Genomic DNA, 19,135 nt, shown 5'->3' on the forward strand with positions numbered 1-19,135 from the left:
TGGGACTCCCGTGGGCAAGACGGAAACGACGCGACTCGTGTTGCTCCGCACAGCGGAGCGAATGTTCGCCGAACGCGGCGTCGACAACGTGTCTCTGCGCGAGCTCGCGGCAGCCGCCGGGCAGCACAATCACTCGGCCGTCGTTTATCACTTCGGGAGCAAACGCGACCTCATCGAAGAGATGCTCCATCGGCACTCGGGCCCCATTGATGCGTCCTTCGCCCCGAGCATCGAGCGACTGCGCGACCGACCCGAGGAGTCGCTCGACGCGCTCGTGCGCTTGCTCGTCAAGCCGCTCGTCGACAAGCTCGACGACGACGACGGCGGGGTGAACTACTTGCTCATTTGCGCCGAGCTCGTGAGCAGCCGCACGTTTCCGCTCACGGGCCTCAAGGCCGCCAACGGGCCCGGCGCCGCCGAGCTCACGCAGCGGCTCTTCGCGCACATCGGCGATGCGCCGCCGATGCTCATTCCGGTCCGCATGATCACGACCGTGGCGGTGCTCTTTGGGTCCATCGCGGCCTACCACCGCGTGTGCGCGGCGGGCCTGTTCATCCCCCGCGCCGACTTCTACGAGGACCTCGTGACGACCATGAAGTCCGTCTTCGATCCGAGCGGTCGATCACGGGCCTGAGCGGCCTGCGCAGCGGGCGTGTTCGCGCGGCGGCCGTCGCGTCGAGTCGGGGCATGTGCCAGGCCCCCGGAGCGTTTCAAACGAAGGAACATTCAACCAATCGACTTACATCGTTGCACAATGCTTTCATTGACTAATTGGGCATTGCACCAGATAGTAAGTCACCCGTAACAAACCCACGCGAGTGACTCGTCGCTCGTGCTTCGCTGGCCCCTCGGTGACCGCGCGGTCGACCCATGTGTTTCGGTCGTGCGGCGCGACGGGCCCCCTTTTGTCTGGAGGATCCCGATGTCGAAACGCTCCCGCCTTGGTCTCGCATCTCTCATGGTCTTGTCGGCCGTTTGGCCAGCCGCGTGCTCGAGCACCGAGTCGCCCGCCGGCGGCGACGACGACGCTGGCGCCGTGGCTCCCGGCCGTGACAGCTCGGTTGAGTCCGACGGCGGGGGAACGAGCACGTCCGACGGTGCGACGGCGCTCGACGCAACGACAATTGACGCTCCACCAGGCGACGCAACAACGGCTGACGCTGCACCGGGCGACGCGACGACGACCGACGCTGCACCAGGCGACGCGAGCAGCGATGCCAGCGTTGATGCGACCCTTGATGCAGGCGTGGATGCGGCCTTCGACGCGTCGACCGTCGACGCCTCGGACGCGAGCAGCCTTCCGGACGCAAAGGCCGACGCCTCCGACGCGTCTTCGGTGGACGCCGCCGCCGCCGGGCCCCTCCTCGTCGCCTGCGGGACGGGCAAGTTCGAGATTGGCGAATACGGAACGTGGGGCGGCAAGGTGAACGTCCACCGCAACTGGGGCGGCACCTGGTCCGTCGACACCGACTGTTCGTCGGGCAACACCAACAACACCGTGGCGTACTGCCAGAAGTTCTGGCCCGCGGCCTCATCTCAGGCCGCCGTCGCCGTGTCCGGCAACAAGCCGTTCACCGCCGGTGGTGGGACGGCGCCCACCTGCGGCGGCGTCTACAACGAGCCGGGCCAGACGCAGGCCGCGTGTTGCGTCGCCAACCCGTGCGCCGACGGATTCGTGCCCGTAGGCACCTATTCGACGTGGTCCGGCAAGGTGAACGTGCACCGCGCGGTCAACGGCGCGTGGGAGGTCGACTCCGACTGCAGCTCCGGCGCCAACGTCAACACGGTCTCGTATTGTCAGAAGTTCTGGCCCGCTAGCACGAGCCAGGTCGCGGTGACCGTCGAAGCGGGCAACAAGCCGTTTACCGCCGGCGGAGGCTCTGCGCCTACGTGTGGCGGCGCGTACCCGGGCGTCGGGCAAGTCCAGTACGCTTGCTGCGCGCCGCGCTGAAACTCGCGAACGCGAACGAGAAGGAAACGGCGCCGTTCAGCGGCTGAACTTGGCGCCTTCCTTCTCGAGCCACATGAAGACCTCGTGCTTCGCGAAGACGTCGACGCGCGAGAACCAGTTGGTCGCCGGCACGGTCGCGGTGGCGCCCATGGGAAAAGTGTACGACGAGCTCACGCCAACGAGCACGAGGCCACCGAGCTCGCCGTTGCGAAAGGCTGGGCCGCCTGAATCACCGGGACAAAGCGCCGCCACATCGGAGCGGCCGTGAAGCGAGGGCCCTTCTGTGAAGAGGTAGACGCCGGCGAGATTGGCGGCCGTGGCTGGGGTCACTGGCGAGCCGGGGTGCCCCGCCTCGGTCGCCTCGACCACGGGCGTTGGGCCGGCGCGAAGCTTGTCGTCGTACTTGCCGCCCGTGGCTTTGTCAGAGCACCCGAAGCCGGCCGCCGTCACGAGCTCACCCAGCTTGGGCGGCGACGTGGAGATCGGCGTGACGGTCGCGTTGGGAAGCTCCGCGGCGAGCTTGATGATCGCGATGTCCGGCGCGTCGCGAGCCGCCTTGGCGCTCGAGTTCGCGCACCCCTGACCGTTGCTCTCAGCGGCGCAGACCGCAGCGAGGCGCGGGTGGACCTTGGTCACCTCGATCTTCACTTTGGTCAGCACGAGCTGTCCGTCGCCCTTCCTCGTTTCGACGCTCAGCTCCCGACCGGGCGCGTAGCTGGGACTCACGAGGCCAAGCGGCGTGCGGACGCAGTGCGATGCCGTGAGGAGAATGCGCGGAGCCACCAACGTCGCCGTGCAGGCCTCGTCGATGCGCACGACGCTCCGAAGCTCGCTCGCGTTCGCGATGCGTCCGTTGATGAGAGCATCTTCGGTCTGCGCCTCGCCGGCAGGCCCTTCGCCGCACGCGGCGACGCAGAGAGCCGCCGCGAGGACGCCGGCGTGGTGCGCGGTGCGCCGTGACATCGCGAGGGCACGGGGCTTCACGACAGACCGCGTGCAGACGCCGTGCCGGGCAAAACGGCCGAGGTTTGTTGGCAAATCGGGTCCGTAGCGCGCCTCCACGCTCCACCTTGCCGGATCACCGACCCGCGGCGTTTTTCGCGCGCCCTAGCGTGCCAGGGTGAGCCAACACGGACTTCTCCGTCCGTGCGGCCGGCCCCGACTCCACGCGTTTCCGCGCGCTTGTCGCTCTGGAACGGTCCATGCGTAGCGCCGCCCATGCGCGTCACCGCCGTCCTTCCTTTCGCGAGCCTCGTCGCCGCGTCGTTCGCCCTCCCGTTCTTTGCACCACGCACGGCATCGGCGTGCGGCGGTTGTTTCGCTCCGCCGAGCGACAACACGCTGGTCACGGACCACCGCATGGTCCTCAGCATCTCCACCAAGGAGACGACGCTCTACGATCAGATTCGCTACTCCGGGAACCCGTCGTCGTTCGCATGGGTGCTTCCGATCCACGGGGAAGCGGACGTCGGCGTGAGCGCCGACCTCGTCTTTCAAACGATCGATCAGCAAACCCAGACCTCGATTCAACCGCCGCCGCAAAACTGCCCCGCCCCGCCCGTATGCCGCTCCGCCTATGACAGCCCAAGCGCTTCGGCCGGCGGAGGCTACGACGCGAGCGCCCGTTCTTCCGCCGACGCGGCTGCCGGGCCGCCGGCCGTGCAAGTGCTGAAGGAAGAGACCGTCGGACCGTACGAGACGGTCCAGCTTGCAGCCACCAACGCAGCGGCCCTCCACGACTGGCTCACGGATCATGGCTACGCCATCCCCGCCGACCTCGAGCCCATGCTCGCGGGCTACGTGAAGGAAGGCTTCGGCTTCCTCGCGCTCAAGCTCGTGCCGGGCTCCGGCGTTCAATCGATGAAGCCGGTGCGCATCACGACGAAGGGCGCGTCCCCGGCCCTCCCGCTCCGCATGGTGGCCGCTGGGAGCGGCGTCGGTGTGGGCCTGACGCTGTGGGTCGTGGGCGAAGGGCGCTGGGAGCCCCAGACGTTTCCGTCGTTCACGGTGACGCAGTCGGACCTCACCTGGACGTGGGCCACCTACCGCAGCAACTACGAAGAGCTTCGCACCGCCGCTTTCGGGCGGCTCGGCGCGAGCGCGTGGGAGCTCGAGAGCTCCATCGACTTTTCATCGTCGATTGTCTCGAGTCGCATCGACCAGTTCGTGAACTCGCCAATGCCGGCGCAGGTCCAGCTGCCAGACGGTGGCGTCGGCCGCTTTCGCATCTACGACCCGGTCGTCGGACCCGGCGGCACTATTGAGAAGACAGAAGCGCAGCTCGCTGCCGACGATCTCGCGGCTCTGTTCCAGGGCCGCGCGGTCTCCCGCGTGACGCGCCTCAAGTCGGAGCTGCCGCGCGCGTCGCTCTCCACCGATCTGGCCTTGCAGGCGTCGACCGACCAGTCCGTGCTGCCCAACTTCCGAGTCATCAGCCGCGAGACCGACGAACCGATGTGCCCCGTCTACAACGACGACTGCAGCTACGCCGGACAAAAGCCGCGTTCGGAGGCCCGCGCGAAGGCCGTCGATTCGTGTGGCGGCGCGGGCGCGGGAAAGCACTTCTGTCCACAAAGCGGCAATGCGGCCAGCGGGCCCGTGGGCACGTCCGCATCGGGGTGCACAGCGGCCGCAGGCCGCGACGGCCGCGACGGCCTGCCTCTCGCCACCCTCGCACTCATGAGCCTCTTCGGAGTGGCGCGAAGCCGCCGCAAGGCTCGCGCACCGCGCTAGCGCCAGCGACCGTATTGACCGTGGCCGAATTCGGCGACCGCCAGGCGTTTGCCAGCGGCCGCGGTTTGGTTGAGCATCGCGCGATGCCGCTCCACCTTCCGCTACGGCTCGTGTTCGCCTCCTTCGCTTGCGCCGTCCTCGGCTGCGGCCCGGGCGGAGCCGGAGCGACATCTCCATCGCCCGCCAGCGCGGGGCCCGTGGTCAAAGAAGAGAAGGCGAGCTCGACGGGGACCCCCATTGTCGCGAAGCTTTCGCTACCGCTCTCCGAGGTCTCGCGCGACGCTGACATGGAGGTCGTCGTGACCATTGAAAATCATGGGCAAGAGCCGCTCCGTTTCACGGAAGACGAACTCGCCGCCCCGGCCCTCTTGTTCGAGGTGCGAGACCACCTTGGCAACAAGGTGTTGCCCGCGCCGGCCCCCACACCCACGGGGCGCGCCCGCAACGTCGATGCGGGCAAGCGCATCGAGGTGCGTCTGAAGCTCGCGGGCATGTTCTCGCCGCCGCTGCCGCCCGGTGAATATTCGGTCCGGCTGCGGCGGGTCCCAAGCACGCCGCACGCCTTCCGAATCAGGCGTCCGTGAGGGCAGTCGCGGTTGACGAGCTCGTCAGTTGGCTTCGCCGGTGAGCCAGGCCTCGAACTCGCTGAGCGACCGGATGACGTCCTCTTTGAGTCGCAGGTCACCGGCGGCAACGTCCTCGTAACACTCCTTGCGCGCGCCGCCGTAGCTCGGGCCCTCCGCAGACACGAAGGCCTCAAAGGTGACGCCCGTGGCGCCATCCTTGATGGCGAAGACTTCGCCAAGCTGCGGCGTCGTGACGGGCGGCCCGAAGCGGGCTGCGAGCAACGCCATAAACCCTCCGCTATCCATGGCTTGGTCGAAGGACAGCGCGGGGTTCACTTCATTCCGCCCGCAGAGCCGTCGCGGGGCGGTGCTGGGAAGGCTTTCGGCCCGGACAAAACGAGGGTTCATGACGGCCGGTGTGCATGCGAGATGCCACCGACCAACCGGTACGCCGTAGGCAAAACTGTGCTGCGCGCTCTGCCGCGGTACGCAGCGACTGCGTCACGCGCAGGCGGTGCATTCAGTCGTCGCTGCCGCAGTTGGTGAAGCCGAAGAAGAGGACCTCGTGGTTCTCGGTGTCGTAGACGCCCATCACCTCACCCATCGTGTTGTTGCCCGAGGCGCCGCCGGACAGGACATCCATCTTGGGGTTCGCGAACACGCGCGAGAGCGTCGACGAGAGGCGCCCGATGGCGGCGGGCGACGGATCGCCGCCGTAGTCTTCGACGGCCACGTCGCGGAGCGTCGCTTGCACGCGGCCTGCGCCGGTGTTGCGACCGATGTCGATGGACTCGTCGAAGAAGCCGCACATGTAGCGGTGCATGACCTCCTTGATGCGCTTCTCGCGCGCACCCGGGTCGGTGGCCTCGGCGCCCGGCTTGTTGAATCGATAGACGCCGAGGTACTCGTTTTCGAGGCCGTTGGCGGCGCCGTAGAATGCCGCGAGGTCGGGATCGCTCGGTGCCGCGAGACTCGTGAAGCGGGCTCGGCGGAGCTCGTCGGCGGAGCTGTCTTCACCGCCCACGGGATCGGCGCTTGCGGCGCAGCCGGTGGCGAGAGCGGCGAGGACGGCGAGGACGAGAACCGAACGAGGTGATGAAATCATTAGATTTATCTGCTCCTGGCCAGGCGATGTGCGGCGAGGTCGGATAAGTAGCATCCAGTAGGCACCGCGCAAGGCGGCGGCTCCCTTTGGGCCGCAAATGGATGGCCGCCAATCGCGGACGGCGTGCTGGCGCCCGGCGTACCCTCACGCGATGACGTTCTCTGGGTTTGCGGACACGAACGCCAAGTTCTTTCGTGCCCTCGCCAAGCATCAAGACCGCGCGTGGTTTCAGGCGCACAAGACCGAGTTCGAAGAAGGATGGAACGCCCCCATGAAGGCGCTCTTGGACGAGCTTAGGGATCTCGTGGACGGCGCCTTTCCACACACCGACCTCGGCGCTCCCAAGGTCTTTCGCATCTTCCGCGACGTTCGATTCTCGAAGGACAAGTCGCCCTACAAGACGCACGTCGGCGGGTTCCTCCCGCTGCAACGGACGGCCAAGGCTACCGAGGTGCCCATCGCGCTGTACCTCCACGCCGGCCTGCCCGAGTGTTTTGCCGCCGCCGGTCACTACATGATGGATGGCCCGGCGCTCACGCGGTTTCGCGAGGCCGTCGCCGACGACAAGCGCGGCAAAGAGCTCGTCCGCCTCCTCGCGATGCTCGAGAAGAAGAAGTTCAAGGTCGACTCCCGCGAGCTCACCAAGCGCGTGCCCAAGGGCTACGACCCCGAGCACCCGCGCGCCGAGCACCTGAAGCGAAAGGGACTCACGGTGACGTTTCCCTCGTTGCCCAAGGAGCTCTTGGTCTCGCGCAAGCTCGTGCCCTGGCTCGCGGGCCACGCGAAGACGGCGGCGCCGCTCGTGGAGTGGCTCGCGTTCGCGACAGCGTGACGGCCAGCGACGCAGAGGCAGGCGCCATGCTCTCGTCGATCGTAGGTCGGCGACGAACAAGTCCGGCAACTTGTCGCAGCGATGCTGGCCGCGAGCACGGCCGAGAACTCCGGGTCTTGCGTGGCCTCGGGGCATCTCCGCGGAAGGCACGCGCGGTGCAATTCGCCTCCGACATGGCGAATCCGGCGATGGCACCCCTCCCCGGCGATCCGCGTTGGGATGCGATGCGGGGGCCTGTGCTCCGCGCCTTCGAAGCCGAGGCGGCGCGTCTCCGCGGTGAGATGGATCGACTCCTGGGCTTCGGTGATGAGGCTGGCGCGCAGCGCCTCGAGAACGAGCTCTTGATGCTCGAGATCGACAAGAAGGCGATGTGGCCACCGCACCTGAGCGACACGGGAGAGTTCGAGCCGGGCGACGTGCGCGAGTACCTTCGCGAGCTGGGCGGCCAGAGCGCGGGAGCACCGAGCTTCGACGATCTGACGCCGAGCCAACAGCGAGAGGCCATCCTCGCGAACGCGTCGAAGTACCTCACGGAGCGCGGCGAGGCGTTGGCGCAGCGCGCAGGCCAAGCGGCCCTAAACGGCCGCGGCGGAGATGCATTCGGTCAGCTCCTCGCGATGGGCCTTGGTGGCATGGTGCCATGGGCGCGGAGCCCCCGTTCGTCGCGAGGACGACGAGACAAGGGATGTTCGACGTGCCATCCGCCCGTCAACTCGGAGCCGCACGTGACGCTCTACCGAGGCATCCAGGTGAGGCGCGGTGAACCGGTGCAAGGAACGTTTCGAAACGAAAACGGCGGTCAGATGGGCAGCACGAGCCCCGGCGACGCGATCGCCTACGGCATCAATCCCAGGGGCGGCGGCAGCCGGAGCGGACGAGTTGGTCCTCATTCGCGTGCGCGTGCCGGCTTCAAAGCTGCGCGACGGCTTTGGCGCGCCCTACGGCCAGAGCCCTGACACGCACTGGATCATTTCCCACGACGTCAACATTCGCGAGCTGCCCGGCTACCGCGAGATTCGCGTGCGGCTCGATCGCGTAGCGGGCCCGCCACAACGGGGCAACAACGACCGCGTACCAATAGAGGCTGCCGTTGATCATTGGACCAAGGAGCTTGGCAAGCCCTGACGCGGCGCGCCGCTCAAGGCCCGGCGCCGGGTTCGCGACGTTCAGAAACCTTCGCCGCTAGGGCTCGGCGAGAAACGCTGCGGCGATGAAGCGCTCGTCGCCGCGAATGGGCTCGAACACCTTGAGCGTTTGGAACGCGTGCACGAGCGCCCCGATACCCGGCGCCTCAGCCTTCGCCGCCGAGCGCACCACCCCGAGCGCGGCCTCGTGATCGCCCAGCTCGATCAGCGCGGCAATGGCGTTGAGGCGAACCTCTTGCGACGCCGCCAGATGAGGCGCCGCTCTCGCCAGGTAGCGGCGCGCGCGCGCTTCGTCGACGCCGAGGTGCGTGTTGGCGTCGATGACCGTCCAGAGGGCGAGCGCATGGACCTCGGGTTCTTGCGGGCCGTCGACCAGCGCATCGAGGAGCGTGATGGCGTCTTTTGCGCCCCGCCTTGGGCCAAGCTCGCCAGGGTCCGAGCTGCTCAACAAAACGCTGACGGACCTCGCCCGCCAGCGACGCGAGCAGCTGAAGTCGTTCGTCATGAGAGAGCGCGAGCAGCGTGCTTGCGTGCGTCGGCTCCGTCTCGTCGAAGGCGGCGCAGGCTTCGGCGCCGTTCGCGGCGCGAAGCGAAGTCACGGACGTCCAGGGGCTATGGCTCGTGGTGGCATCGTCTGCGTTCACGTCGCGACTATATCCGACCGATCGGCCCACCGCTCCGAACGGGAGTCCTAAGTGATTCTCTTGGGCGCGCTTGGGCGTTTCGGTGCGTGGCGGGCGGCCGTCGACGCGAGGCCGCATGACCCTGTGGCGCGTCGTCTTCACACGGCCACCCGGAGCGGAAAGTTTCTCGTCAGGCTGGTATCCGAACGGGTGGTCCCCCGGCTTTCGCGGCGGGTGGAGGACGGCATAGGGCGTGCGAGAGCCCCCGTCGAGGTGCTCCGCATGGGACCGAACGGACTGCTCTCGCTCACGTTGCTCGTCGCGGCCGGCGCCGCCTGCACCGGCGTCATCGGCGGCGACGACGAGCAGCCCGGTGCCGGGGGCGGGGGTGCCGCAGGCGCAGCGGCGGCCGCGAGCGCGACCGACATCGACCCGACGTCGGTCTACCTTCGTCGCCTCAACGCGCGCGAGTACCAGCAGACGGTCGCCGATGTCTTTGGCGAGACCGCCGATCTCTCCAAGGAGTTCCCGCCGGAGAGCGCGCTCGACGGCTACGACAACAACGTGCTCGCGCTCCCCGCGAGCGGTCCACTCGTGGAGGCCTACGCGAACCTCGCGACGCAAGTCGCCAAGGGGGTGCTCACGTCGCCAACGCGTCGCGCGAAGATCCTCGGGTGTGAGCCTCGCGGCGCGACGCGGGCGAGCTGCCTCGACTCCATTCTCACGACCCTTGGTCGCCGCGTCTTTCGACGACCGCTGACCACCGAAGAGCGGACCGACCTGCTCGCGCTCGCGAACGCGGCCGCGAGTGATCCAGACCAAGACGCGCCGGCGCAGCTTCTGCTCGAAGGGCTTCTTCAGTCGAGCAACTTTCTCTATCGCGTCGAGGTCGGTGAACCGCTCGCCGACAAGCCCGGCCGCTCGCGGCTTACCGGCTACGAAGTCGCCTCGCGACTCTCCTACTTCCTCTGGGGCAGCGCGCCCGATGACGCGCTGCTCGACGCGGCCGGCAAGAGCGAGCTCGACACTTCCGCCGGGGTCGAGAAGTCCGCGCGAGCCATGCTCGGTGACGCGCGCGCCAAGAAGGCCGTTTCGAACTTTCAACAGCAGTGGCTCGGGCTCGGCCGCCTGGGGAGCGTCTCCCGAAGCGCGACGTACTTTCCGAAGTGGACCGCGACGCTGAAGACCTCCATGGCCGAAGAGACGCGGCTCTTGTTGGAGGACTTCACCTTCCGAGACGGCACGGCGTTCCTCGATCTCTTGACGGCGAAGTACTCGTTTGTGAACAGCGAGCTCGCGGCGCACTACGGCCTGCCCGCCCCCAGCGGCAACGGTTTCTCGAAGGTCAACTTCAGCGCCACCGATCCCCGCGCCGGAGTGCTGACGCACGCGAGCCTTCTGACGGCGTACTCGCAGAGCGAGACGCTCTCGCCGATCCTTCGCGGCAAGTTCATTCGTGACGTGTTCACGTGCGAACATCCGCCGCCGCCGCCACCGGGGGTTGCGCCCATCAACGAGGCCACGCCGACGAGCGTCCGCGAGAAGCTGGAGCAGCACCGTACGAACCCAGCCTGTGCCGGTTGTCACAACGCGATGGACCCGGTCGGTTTTGGTTTTGAGCGCTACGACACCGTCGGCGCGTACCGGACCGCCGATTGGCTGGGCCGTCCCCTCAGCGGACAGGAAGCCTCGAAGGTTTCCCGAACCCGGGCTTCGTGGGGCCCGAGGAGCTCGCGACGCGGCTTCGCGAGTCACCGAAGGTCTCCGCCTGCGTGATTCAGAACGTCGTGCGCTTCGCCATGGGCCGGAGCATCGCCCCAACCGACGCGCCGCTCGTCGCGGCCCAAGACGAAGCCTTCCGGAAGAACAACCTCGACTTTCGCTCGATGCTAGTCGCTTTCGTTTCGAGCGAGGCGTTCCGAACCTTCAAGACCACACCCGCGGGAGGCCAGTGATGTCGACGTTCCGACTGAATCGACGTGCCATGTTGCGTGGCCTCGGCGCGGGCATCGCGCTGCCCATGCTCGACGCGATGCTCGACAGCCGCGGCCTCTTGCACGGAACGGCGCTCGCCGCGCCGACGCCGCCTCCCGTGCGCCTCTTCACGTTCTTCTTTCCCATGGGATGGGGCAACCTGAACCCGCTCGGAAACTTCATGAACATCGTGAACACCGGGCCCCTCGCTCCCTACAAGAACGAGATGTGCTTGCTCACGGGGCTCAGTCGTCTCGGGCAGCTCCAGGACGACACCAGCGGCGAGGAGGGGGACGCCCATGCACAAGGACACTGTACCTTTGCCACCGGTTACGGTCGCGCCCCCGTCGGCGCCGGCGGTCCAACCGTTGATCAAGCTGCGGCGCAGGCGCTCGGCGGAACAACCGCGTATCGCTCACTGGTACTGCGCATCGGTGGTGAGAAGGACAAACGGGCTCGCTTCAACAACATCTCGTGGAGTGCACGCTCGACCCCGGTGCCCTACGAGAATGATCCCGTTCGCCTCTTTCAGCGCATCTTCGGCTCGTTCACGCCGTCCGCCGCCGGAGGTTCGCCAACGCCTGCGCCGGCGCTGCCCGACTATCGGAAGAACATCCTCGACTACGTGCGCGCCGACACGAAGCGGCTGCAGGCTCGGTTGGGCCAGTCGGACCGTGCCCGACTCGACCAGCACCTGACGGCCATCGCCGAGCTTCAGCAGCAGATCAACGTGCTAGCTCAGGGACCCTCGCCGGCCCAGACGCCCGGCTGCCAAAAGCCGGGTACCCCGTCGGCCGCGCTGCCAGAGCTGTCGAACGAGCGCGCCCAAGCCCTCCTGTCGATCTTGTCGCTGGCGCTTCAGTGCGATCTCACCCGCTACGGCTCCATGGCGTTGGCCACGAGGACCGATCAGCGTGAATACCCCTGGATCGGCGTCGGCGGCGCCGGCCCGCCCCCGGACAACGAGGTGGGTCACCACGGAATTTCCCACGACACGAGCGCGGCGGGCGAAGCCAAGATCACCAAGATGGTGGTCGATCAGTGCGAGCAGTTCGCGTTCTTCCTCAAGCTGCTCAAGGCGGCCCCGGAGGGCGCCGGCTCGGTGCTCGACAACTCGCTCATCTTCTTCACGAGCGAACACAAGACGAGCGCCCACGACAACGTGGGGGCCGAGCAGGCGTGGCAGAACAACAACTTCGCGATCCTCGCGGGGCGCGCCGGCGGCAAGCTCACAACGGGTCGCACGGTGAACGCGAACGGCGCTCCCTACGGGAACACCTTCGTCAGCATGCTCAACATGGCCGGCGTCCCGACCTCGTCGTTCGGACCGCACGCACCGGGCGCAATTCCGGGCCTCTGAGCGACCGACCACGCATCGATCGACGGAGCCCGAACGCCTTGCGGCGCCCGGGCTTGCGTCCCGACTTTCTTCCGACTGCGCCTTACTGCAGACGGAGCGTCTTGCAGGCTGCGAGGGCCGCATCGGCCTTCTCTTGCGTGTCGACGCTGGCGGAGCATTCGTAGGCCTTCTTGCCGAACTCGCGGCGCGTCCGGACCCAGTAGTTGGTGCCGAGGCTGCCGGTGTTCTCGAAGGGTGAGCCAGTAGCCATTCGCTTCCGTCTCGCCCTTGACGTTCTTCGGCTTGAACATCTTCGCCTCGCTCTTGGCAGCGGCGAGCGTCTTGGGGACCGAGCGGCCGGCTTCGCCGACGTTCAGACCGCCGACCGACGCGCCGAGGATCATCTGCGAGTTCTTGTCGATGCCGTCGCTGACGCTGATCTCGCCAGGAACGTCGAGCGCGACGCCGATCTTCTCGAGCTTCGTGGCGGCGGCGGGGCCCGCGGCCTTCTTGGCCGACTGCTCCATCGCGGCGCCGAGAATGACGGCGAACAGCTTCTCCTTGTCGGCCTTGTCGGTGACGCAGGCATCAAGGTCCTTCTCCGACTTCGCGTCGCCGATGCACGTGCGCGCCTTCTCCGAGAGCGCGTCGCAGGCGGTCTGGTAGACCTTTTTGTCGGCGTCGCCCTTCTTGTTGAGGCTCGTGAGCCGATCGGCGCAGGCGCTGCCGCCAGTCGCAGCGCCCGTTACCGTGGCGGTGCCGGTGGAGGTGCCTTCACTCTTGCCGCAGCCGATGGCGGCGAGCCCGAGGACGGTGAGGGCGCTGAAGGTGGCTACAACGGTGGCGTGACGCTTTTCCATGAGAGGGGCTCCTGTTTCACGCCGCGGAGGCGTATGTGCCATCGACCTACGGAGTTCCGACTAGCGCCCTTCCCCGCCGCGAGCGGCGTTTGTCGATGCCAACTCGCAAATGACTGTTCGCGGGAGAGCAGCGCAGGCGCGGTGTATCACCCCTGTCTCGCTCGACTGTATCGTCCTCGGGCGGGTGTATCGCGAGCGCGCGCGACGAAACACGGGCATTTTCTCGACAGATCAGCGACGCGTCCGTTGGCACCGCTCTCGCAATCAACCCACCACGCGCAACACCGCGCGGCGGAAGGAAGATCGAGATGAGGACCTGCATGAAGCTCGCGGCACTGTCGACCCTGGCCCTGGTGATCGCATGCGGAGGCGAGAGCCCGTCGCTCGACGCGCCGACGAGCGCCGGTCCGGCGGATGGCGTCGTGGCAAGCGGAGGGTCCACGACGCCGGAAGGTCTCGGACCCCAAGGTCCCGGCGTGACTTCACAGGCGCCGAACCGTGACGGCATCAACTCGCTCGTCGCCGGCGCCGGGCATCTGACGACCGACAAGACCGCCGATCCGGACCCGATCGCGAAGGGTCCGTCGGAGACGCTGCAGGTGCCCGGCGAAGGCGGCACGACCTACAGCTGCACGTACACCGACTACAGCCTGACGAAGGTCCCCGAGAAGTTCGTGGCGCTCAACCCCAACGCCGACGTGCTTTGGCCCGGCTCGCTGGTGCAAGGCAAGTCGATGGCCGGCGGCATCCTCGACCCGATCCCAGTGAAACGCGCCCCCGGCACCATCACGCTCACGCTCGCCTCCGGCGGCGGCGGACCGTTCTTCAAGAAGATGGAGGAGCCGTCGCTCTCGGCGGCCATGCAGGCGCAGAACGAAATACTTGCAAGCTACACCGGCGCCACACCGGCCAAATTCTCCTACAGCTTCCAGTCCATCTATTCGTCGGAGCAGCTCGCGGTAGCCGTCGACGCCAACGTGAAGGGCACCAACTGGAGCGCGTCCGCGGCGCTCTCCGTCGACAAGAGCGACGAGAAGAGCCGCTTCCTCATCCAGTTTTCGCAGGAGTACTTCACCATGGCGTTCGACCCGCCGCAGGGCGCCGCCGGCGTCTTCGCGCCAGACGTGACCTCAAAGGACCTCGAGCCTTACGCGGCCGCCGGCAACCCGCCGGTCTACGTCTCGGGCGTGACCTACGGGCGCATCTTCTACATCTTGTTCGAGTCGTCGGCGTCGCAGCTCTCCCTCGAGGCTGCCGTGAAGGGCTCGTACAGCGGTCCGTCAGTCAGCGCCGACGCGGCGGCCTCGGCCTCTTGGAAGAAGCTCATCAACGAATCGACGGTCAAGGCCTACGGGCTCGGCGGCAACGCCGAGATGGCCATCGGCGCCGTCACCGGCGGCAGCCAGTTCGAAAAGATCGCCACGTTCCTGACGAGCGGTGCCAACTTCAGCACGCAGAACCCAGGCGTCCCGATCTCGTACACGATTCGTCACCTCACCGACGCGTCGCAGGTTCGCCTCGCCCTCACCACCGAATACACGGCCAAGAACTGCACGCCCATGACGACCGGCTGCGATGGCGTGCTCGGGTCCGGCAAGGTCGCCGACAAGTGCGGCGTCTGCGGCGGCAACGGCACGAGCTGCGACGCGTGCCCCGCGGGCACCGTGAAGAAGACGGCCGGCAATGGCGCGTACGTCAACTTCAACGTGGGCGCGGCGAGCCACGGCGCGCGCGTCGCGTTTCCCGACGGCAACTACTACGGCTACGGCAACTACAAGTGCAACCGCATCCTGTGGGGCAACATCACGCTCGTTTGCAGCGACGGCAACTGGGTCTACGACGGCAACCAGGGCTTCAACTCCGACAGCTGGTGCACCGCCGACAAGAACCAGAGCTGGAGCGACAACACGAACTCCATCTCAGCCGGCTGGAAGCCCTGATCGCGGCAGACCCAGGGAGACCATGAACGCGAAGCGCCCCTCTCGAGCGAGACGGGCGCTTCGGCGCTTTTGTTTTGGCGCCTCGCGCGTCACCGCTTCGTGAGCACGCGGTGGAGCGAGACGGTTCGATCCAACGAAGTCTCGAGGCTCGCGCCGGCGCGAACCACCTCGGCGAGCTGGGGCGCGGCACACGTCGCGAGCGCCGCTGCGCTGACGACGCGCCGCTCGGTGGGCGCACTCCCGGCGGAGAGCGCGTCGATGGAGCTGGCGAGCTCGTCGACGAGCGTCAGCGTGTCCTTGGCGAGCCCGGCGGCGCGCGGCGCAAGGTCGACGCCGAGACCGACGATCTTGGGCAAGTCGCGGCGGAGCGCGGCGACGACCGGCGCCAGGTGCTCGGCGCCCGGCGAGAGTGCGATGTCGACGTCGGCGGCGCAGGTGGAGAGCCGCAAGGCTCGCGTGGCACACTGCGTGGCGCATGCGCCGGACGCGTTGGGAAAGCTCAGCGCGCCGCTGCAGCTCGCGCCCGACGTCGCGCCGCAGGCAAGAGCGCTCGTGACGCCGCTTGTGCCCGTGAGGCACTCGCCGGCGCATTGTTCGAGGAGACCCTTCGGAGCGCCGCACTGGACGCCGCGAACAGAGAGCTCGAAGGACGCGCCCTGTGGCAACGATTTCACGAAGGCGACGAACCGCTCCTCGGCGACCTGACACGGATGCGCGCGGCGCTGACCGGCTGGGGGCTGAGATCGCGAGCGAGCGTCATGCAGGCGCCGCGCGTCTCGCGATCGAGGGCGTCGACGGTGGCCTTGATCTCGTCGGTGAGGCGCACAACCCGCGCCACGCGCGCCGCGATCGCGGGATCGACGCCGAGGAGGCCGGAAAGGTCACCGCTCAGCGCGGGACATGTGAGCGTGGTCCGCTCCGGCATCTTGCTGGGCCCACCTTTGCCGGACTCCGGGGGGCCAACGCAAGCGGCTGTCGCGAGGAGCAGCGGGGAAGCCATGAGCAGACCGAGGATGGGAAGCTTGGGGACCATGCTGCGCCTCGCCGATCTTCGCCGGCCTGGCCGGCACGCCGGATCGCATGTTTGGGTAGTTGAGGACTCCGTCGGCGCCGGCTCTCATGGACCGCCGGTGAGGTCGTCCTTTCGGTTCAAGGGCCGAGGTCTCGCGGCGATGATGGCGTGCCTGCTCTGGGGCGCCGCCGCATCGGCGCAAGCGCCGGCGGCACCTCCTGTCGGCGGTAGCCCCGTCGCGCCGGCCCCCGCGGGCGGCGGCATCGAGACCGTCGACGGCGCGCGGATCCCAGGCCGCGTCGTCTCTGAGGTGCCGGGCCGCTACGCCATCGTCGAACGCCCCGACGGGGTCCGCGAGGCCGTCGACTGGCCGCGGATCAAGACCATCGACGGTCGCGAGCCCAAGCCCATACCGGCGGTGGGTCCGGGCTCGCTGGTGCCGGAGAATTTCACGCCCGAGAAGATCGAGAAGCTCGCGGGCAGCGGCCGGCGCGCCTCCGACACGTTGCGAGGCCTCCTGGCCCCCAAAGATGGCCAGAAGCTCATCGGCTCCGTGAAGGACGCGCAGTCGCTCGTGGAAGCCGCGGGCCTGAAGCGCGGCCCTCCGAACACCGCCGCCGTCGGCGCCGCGATGCTTGGACTGCCGATGTGTTTCAGCATGAACCACGGCAACCTCAATGGGCCGCACGCGCTCTACTTCGGGCCGCTGTGCAGCTACCTCATCGTGCCGGGCTCTGCCGTCGGCCTGGCGCTCGCTCCGTTCCTCGGAAAGCCGGCGCCGGAAATGACGGGCCCGAGCGTGCATCACCTGGATCTGTCAGCCTACGCCCTCGACTACGAGAAAAAATCTGCGCTCACCGGCACGTTGCACCGAAAGCCTCAGGGCAGCATCGTCGGCAACAACCTCGGCTACGACGTTGGCTACACGTACATCCACCCTCGCGTCGGGCTCATGGCCTACGGGCACGTCACGTTGCAGCAGACGTCGATCACGCGAACGGACTTTCTCTCGGTCTCGAACCAGTTCTTCAAGGTCGACGCGCAGGTCGGGCTCGACCTGATTCGCCTCCTGAGCGGCGGCCGCAAAGACAGCTATTGGACCCAACACAACGCCTTCGTGCGCGCGGGCCCGAGCTTCTTCCACGATTGGATCGTCTCGCGCGACGTCGGCTCCGACACCGACGTCCGCTACATGCTCGCCAATCCGCTCAACCAGTCCATCGCGCTCGTCAGCGCCGGTGGCTACGAGATCGCCGCCGAGGTGGACTTCAGGTTCCCGCTGTCTCTTGGCGGCTTCCATTTCAAGTTCGAGCGCGGCACTTACCCGAGCATCACGTTCCCGACCTTGAACCCGCGCGACTCGGCCTTCGTCGCGCTCGTGGGCTTCGACGACTTGCGCGCCGGCGACAGCTACACATGGCAACGGCTCAAGGCCGAGCTCGAGCTCCCCATCGACTTCTCACGCTGGGGCGGGCTCCTACTCGGCGGTCAGCTCCTTCGCTACGAGAACAACTTCGGCACGGGCGTCGACAACCGAGGCATCTCCCTCGACTATCGCTTGAGGTTCCAATGAGGGCCTTCACGTCCGCCGTTTCGATGAGCTTCTTGTTCGCAGCGACGCTCGCCGCGTGCTCAGAGGATCCGCCCTCCGACTGCGGCGACGCATCGACGGGAATGGCCATGGTGGCGCTTCGCGGTCGCGTCGACGAAGAGATCCGTTGGTGCGTCGACATCCACGCGGCGGCGCGCGTCGATGCCACGGACACGTCGGCCGGCGTCGACGAGTCCTACGCCGTGAGTCGCCCCGGCGTGTACCCCTGGACGAACGTCACGTTCAAGGAGGCCAACGAAGCCTGCGGGCGCGCGGGAAAGTTCGTCTGCAACTACGACGTGCTCAAGCTCATTGCTCCGACGGGCGGCGAATCGCAAAATCGAATTCTCTTCGACGAGACCGCCATCGACGCCGTACCGAAGAACAACGGCGAGACGGTGGTCGCGAATCGCCTCACGGCGGTCAATCCCTACGACATGGTCATCGCCGGCAACACGGGAAAACCACCCTTCCCCGAGTCGACGCGCTCTGTCGCCTACTTCGCCAGCGCGCCGCTCAAGGACGACCGCTACGTCGACGAGACGCAGGCCTTCGTCCTCGGCGCCATCGCGGGCGGCCGTGCCATCGGCGGTTACCTGGTCGCCCAGCCGGCGCCGGAGCCGGCCTTCAAGCATCCGCTCCTCGGCTTCCGCTGTTGCATCGACGCGCGGATGCGCACCGCCTTCGAGCCGCTCGGCGCCGATCCGGGGCGAGTCCGCCCCGCACCCGACGGGGAGGTGCCTCTTGCGAAGTAGACTCGCTTCCGCGCTCGCCGTGGCCGTCATCACCTTTGCTGCGTGCACGCCTGAGACTGGCACCGACGCGCACTTCGCCTTCACGGTGGCCCCGCTGCCGCCGGTAGCCGGCGCGCCGATGCAATTGACGTTCTCCACCTCGCACATCGGGCTCGTCGAGCTCTACCAAGGCAGCGAGAAGCTCGCCGACGTGGTCAACCCCCGCGACGACCGCAACGACCTCTACGTCTTCGTGGCGAAGAGCGCCGAGGTGCCGCGCGCCGTGGCGTACGGAGGTGGAGGTCAACGCTTCGAAGCCGTGGCCACGCGGGGCGTGAAAGGTCCTCCGCCGCCCGACGCGTCGGCCCCCGACGGAACGGTCGACGCGGCCCCGACCTTTGCGGAGGACTGCGCCACCGCCACCGACCTCACCGCCTCCGCCGACGCGGGCACGTCGTGCGCCACCTTCGGCGGTCTCCTCGTCAACGTGCGCGTCGTGAACCGTAGACCGGGCGGCGTCGAGGTCTTTCGCGATCAGTGGTCGCCGCCGACGCCGCCCTGCAGCTTCACGCCGCTCGTGAACGTGGGCTCCGTCGGCGTGCCGGTGCCGCTCAATCTGCTCGACAATGGCGTCTTGCGCTTCGTCGATCCGACCAGCGGACAGGTGCTCCGGCAAGTGCGGATCGCGCAAGGCGCAAAATGCGATCTGGAGATTCGGTAGCACGCCGCA

At 67.6% G+C, this 19,135-nt stretch carries 20 protein-coding genes; 13 read left to right on the plus strand and 7 right to left on the minus strand.

Annotated features, from left to right (window positions below; genetic code table 11):
* Nucleotides 1-10 precede the first annotated feature (10 nt).
* Nucleotides 11-634, plus strand: coding sequence for a TetR/AcrR family transcriptional regulator (locus IPG50_17810; protein MBK6694039.1), 624 nt, complete (start codon nt 11-13; stop codon nt 632-634).
* Nucleotides 635-922: 288 nt separating this feature from the next.
* The gene (locus tag IPG50_17815; protein ID MBK6694040.1) at nt 923-1,951 is read left to right on the plus strand and encodes a hypothetical protein; all 1,029 of its coding nucleotides are present in this window, start codon (nt 923-925) and stop codon (nt 1,949-1,951) included.
* A gap of 36 nt (nt 1,952-1,987) precedes the next feature.
* Here the strand turns inward: IPG50_17815 and IPG50_17820 are convergent, their stop codons facing one another.
* The gene (locus tag IPG50_17820; protein MBK6694041.1) at nt 1,988-2,935 is read right to left on the minus strand and encodes a trypsin-like serine protease; all 948 of its coding nucleotides are present in this window, start codon (nt 2,933-2,935) and stop codon (nt 1,988-1,990) included.
* A gap of 234 nt (nt 2,936-3,169) precedes the next feature.
* On the opposite strand from IPG50_17820, the gene IPG50_17825 reads away from it, so the two are divergent.
* Nucleotides 3,170-4,684 carry a DUF2330 domain-containing protein gene (locus tag IPG50_17825; protein ID MBK6694042.1) on the plus strand — a complete coding sequence of 505 codons (1,515 nt, stop codon included), beginning with the start codon at nt 3,170-3,172 and terminating at the stop codon, nt 4,682-4,684.
* An 83-nt stretch (nt 4,685-4,767) separates the two neighbouring features.
* Nucleotides 4,768-5,268, plus strand: coding sequence for a hypothetical protein (locus IPG50_17830; protein ID MBK6694043.1), 501 nt, complete (start codon nt 4,768-4,770; stop codon nt 5,266-5,268).
* A gap of 24 nt (nt 5,269-5,292) precedes the next feature.
* On the opposite strand, the gene IPG50_17835 is transcribed toward IPG50_17830, so the two are convergent.
* Nucleotides 5,293-5,586: a hypothetical protein gene (locus IPG50_17835; protein MBK6694044.1), complete on the minus strand. Its 294-nt coding sequence runs from the start codon at nt 5,584-5,586 to the stop codon at nt 5,293-5,295.
* A gap of 184 nt (nt 5,587-5,770) precedes the next feature.
* Nucleotides 5,771-6,355 (minus strand): hypothetical protein, encoded by a 585-nt coding sequence (locus IPG50_17840; protein ID MBK6694045.1) that lies wholly within the window; start codon nt 6,353-6,355, stop codon nt 5,771-5,773.
* Between the two features lie 151 nt (nt 6,356-6,506).
* Between IPG50_17840 and IPG50_17845 the strand changes: the two genes are divergently transcribed.
* Nucleotides 6,507-7,187 carry a DUF2461 domain-containing protein gene (locus tag IPG50_17845; GenBank protein ID MBK6694046.1) on the plus strand — a complete coding sequence of 227 codons (681 nt, stop codon included), beginning with the start codon at nt 6,507-6,509 and terminating at the stop codon, nt 7,185-7,187.
* 188 nt (nt 7,188-7,375) lie between these two features.
* On the plus strand, nt 7,376-8,143 hold the full coding sequence (locus IPG50_17850) for a hypothetical protein (protein MBK6694047.1): 768 nt from the start codon (nt 7,376-7,378) through the stop codon (nt 8,141-8,143).
* A 226-nt stretch (nt 8,144-8,369) separates the two neighbouring features.
* Here the strand turns inward: IPG50_17850 and IPG50_17855 are convergent, their stop codons facing one another.
* The gene (locus tag IPG50_17855; GenBank protein MBK6694048.1) at nt 8,370-8,837 is read right to left on the minus strand and encodes a hypothetical protein; all 468 of its coding nucleotides are present in this window, start codon (nt 8,835-8,837) and stop codon (nt 8,370-8,372) included.
* A 400-nt stretch (nt 8,838-9,237) separates the two neighbouring features.
* On the opposite strand from IPG50_17855, the gene IPG50_17860 reads away from it, so the two are divergent.
* Genes IPG50_17860 through IPG50_17870 form a run of 3 tightly spaced genes read left to right on the plus strand, consistent with a single transcriptional unit; the run spans nt 9,238 to nt 12,289 of the window.
* The gene (locus IPG50_17860; GenBank protein MBK6694049.1) at nt 9,238-10,731 is read left to right on the plus strand and encodes a DUF1592 domain-containing protein; all 1,494 of its coding nucleotides are present in this window, start codon (nt 9,238-9,240) and stop codon (nt 10,729-10,731) included.
* Complete coding sequence (locus tag IPG50_17865; protein ID MBK6694050.1) at nt 10,671-10,910, plus strand: DUF1585 domain-containing protein; 240 nt, start codon at nt 10,671-10,673, stop codon at nt 10,908-10,910. The genes IPG50_17860 and IPG50_17865 overlap by 61 nt, the downstream gene beginning before the upstream one ends.
* 29 nt (nt 10,911-10,939) lie before the next feature.
* Nucleotides 10,940-12,289, plus strand: a complete 1,350-nt coding sequence (locus IPG50_17870; GenBank protein MBK6694051.1) for a DUF1552 domain-containing protein — start codon at nt 10,940-10,942, stop codon at nt 12,287-12,289.
* On the opposite strand, the gene IPG50_17875 is transcribed toward IPG50_17870, so the two are convergent.
* Nucleotides 12,196-13,128, minus strand: coding sequence for a hypothetical protein (locus IPG50_17875; GenBank protein ID MBK6694052.1), 933 nt, complete (start codon nt 13,126-13,128; stop codon nt 12,196-12,198). The genes IPG50_17870 and IPG50_17875 overlap by 94 nt on opposite strands.
* A 320-nt stretch (nt 13,129-13,448) precedes the next feature.
* On the opposite strand from IPG50_17875, the gene IPG50_17880 reads away from it, so the two are divergent.
* Nucleotides 13,449-15,068 carry a thiol-activated cytolysin family protein gene (locus tag IPG50_17880; protein MBK6694053.1) on the plus strand — a complete coding sequence of 540 codons (1,620 nt, stop codon included), beginning with the start codon at nt 13,449-13,451 and terminating at the stop codon, nt 15,066-15,068.
* Between the two features lie 89 nt (nt 15,069-15,157).
* Here the strand turns inward: IPG50_17880 and IPG50_17885 are convergent, their stop codons facing one another.
* On the minus strand, nt 15,158-15,742 hold the full coding sequence (locus tag IPG50_17885) for a hypothetical protein (GenBank protein ID MBK6694054.1): 585 nt from the start codon (nt 15,740-15,742) through the stop codon (nt 15,158-15,160).
* On the minus strand, nt 15,739-16,101 hold the full coding sequence (locus IPG50_17890) for a hypothetical protein (GenBank protein MBK6694055.1): 363 nt from the start codon (nt 16,099-16,101) through the stop codon (nt 15,739-15,741). Before IPG50_17890 ends, IPG50_17885 begins: the two co-directional genes overlap by 4 nt.
* A 97-nt stretch (nt 16,102-16,198) precedes the next feature.
* On the opposite strand from IPG50_17890, the gene IPG50_17895 reads away from it, so the two are divergent.
* The 3 genes from IPG50_17895 to IPG50_17905 are packed head-to-tail and all read left to right on the plus strand — an operon-like array spanning nt 16,199 to nt 19,126.
* On the plus strand, nt 16,199-17,653 hold the full coding sequence (locus IPG50_17895) for a hypothetical protein (protein ID MBK6694056.1): 1,455 nt from the start codon (nt 16,199-16,201) through the stop codon (nt 17,651-17,653).
* Entirely contained in the window at nt 17,650-18,426 is a 777-nt protein-coding gene (locus IPG50_17900) for a hypothetical protein (protein MBK6694057.1), read from the plus strand. The genes IPG50_17895 and IPG50_17900 overlap by 4 nt, the downstream gene beginning before the upstream one ends.
* A complete protein-coding gene (locus IPG50_17905) occupies nt 18,416-19,126 on the plus strand; it encodes a hypothetical protein (GenBank protein ID MBK6694058.1) in 711 nt (236 codons plus the stop codon). The genes IPG50_17900 and IPG50_17905 overlap by 11 nt, the downstream gene beginning before the upstream one ends.
* The last annotated feature ends 9 nt before the right edge of the window (nt 19,127-19,135 follow it).

The sequence above is a fragment of the Myxococcales bacterium genome, assembly GCA_016703425.1.
Taxonomy (GTDB): Bacteria; Myxococcota_A; Polyangia; order Polyangiales; family Polyangiaceae; genus JADJCA01.

Coding starts and splice junctions, on each gene's coding strand:
- IPG50_17880 (MBK6694053.1), top strand. CDS start 13,449: ATGAAGCTCGCGGCACTGTCGACCCTGGCCCTGGTGATCGCATGCGGA.
- IPG50_17870 (MBK6694051.1), top strand. CDS start 10,940: ATGTTGCGTGGCCTCGGCGCGGGCATCGCGCTGCCCATGCTCGACGCG.
- IPG50_17840 (MBK6694045.1), bottom strand. CDS start 6,355: ATGATTTCATCACCTCGTTCGGTTCTCGTCCTCGCCGTCCTCGCCGCT.
- IPG50_17850 (MBK6694047.1), top strand. CDS start 7,376: ATGGCACCCCTCCCCGGCGATCCGCGTTGGGATGCGATGCGGGGGCCT.
- IPG50_17815 (MBK6694040.1), top strand. CDS start 923: ATGTCGAAACGCTCCCGCCTTGGTCTCGCATCTCTCATGGTCTTGTCG.
- IPG50_17875 (MBK6694052.1), bottom strand. CDS start 13,128: ATGGAAAAGCGTCACGCCACCGTTGTAGCCACCTTCAGCGCCCTCACC.
- IPG50_17855 (MBK6694048.1), bottom strand. CDS start 8,837: ATGACGAACGACTTCAGCTGCTCGCGTCGCTGGCGGGCGAGGTCCGTC.
- IPG50_17845 (MBK6694046.1), top strand. CDS start 6,507: ATGACGTTCTCTGGGTTTGCGGACACGAACGCCAAGTTCTTTCGTGCC.
- IPG50_17860 (MBK6694049.1), top strand. CDS start 9,238: ATGGGACCGAACGGACTGCTCTCGCTCACGTTGCTCGTCGCGGCCGGC.
- IPG50_17830 (MBK6694043.1), top strand. CDS start 4,768: ATGCCGCTCCACCTTCCGCTACGGCTCGTGTTCGCCTCCTTCGCTTGC.
- IPG50_17890 (MBK6694055.1), bottom strand. CDS start 16,101: ATGGTCCCCAAGCTTCCCATCCTCGGTCTGCTCATGGCTTCCCCGCTG.
- IPG50_17825 (MBK6694042.1), top strand. CDS start 3,170: ATGCGCGTCACCGCCGTCCTTCCTTTCGCGAGCCTCGTCGCCGCGTCG.
- IPG50_17900 (MBK6694057.1), top strand. CDS start 17,650: ATGAGGGCCTTCACGTCCGCCGTTTCGATGAGCTTCTTGTTCGCAGCG.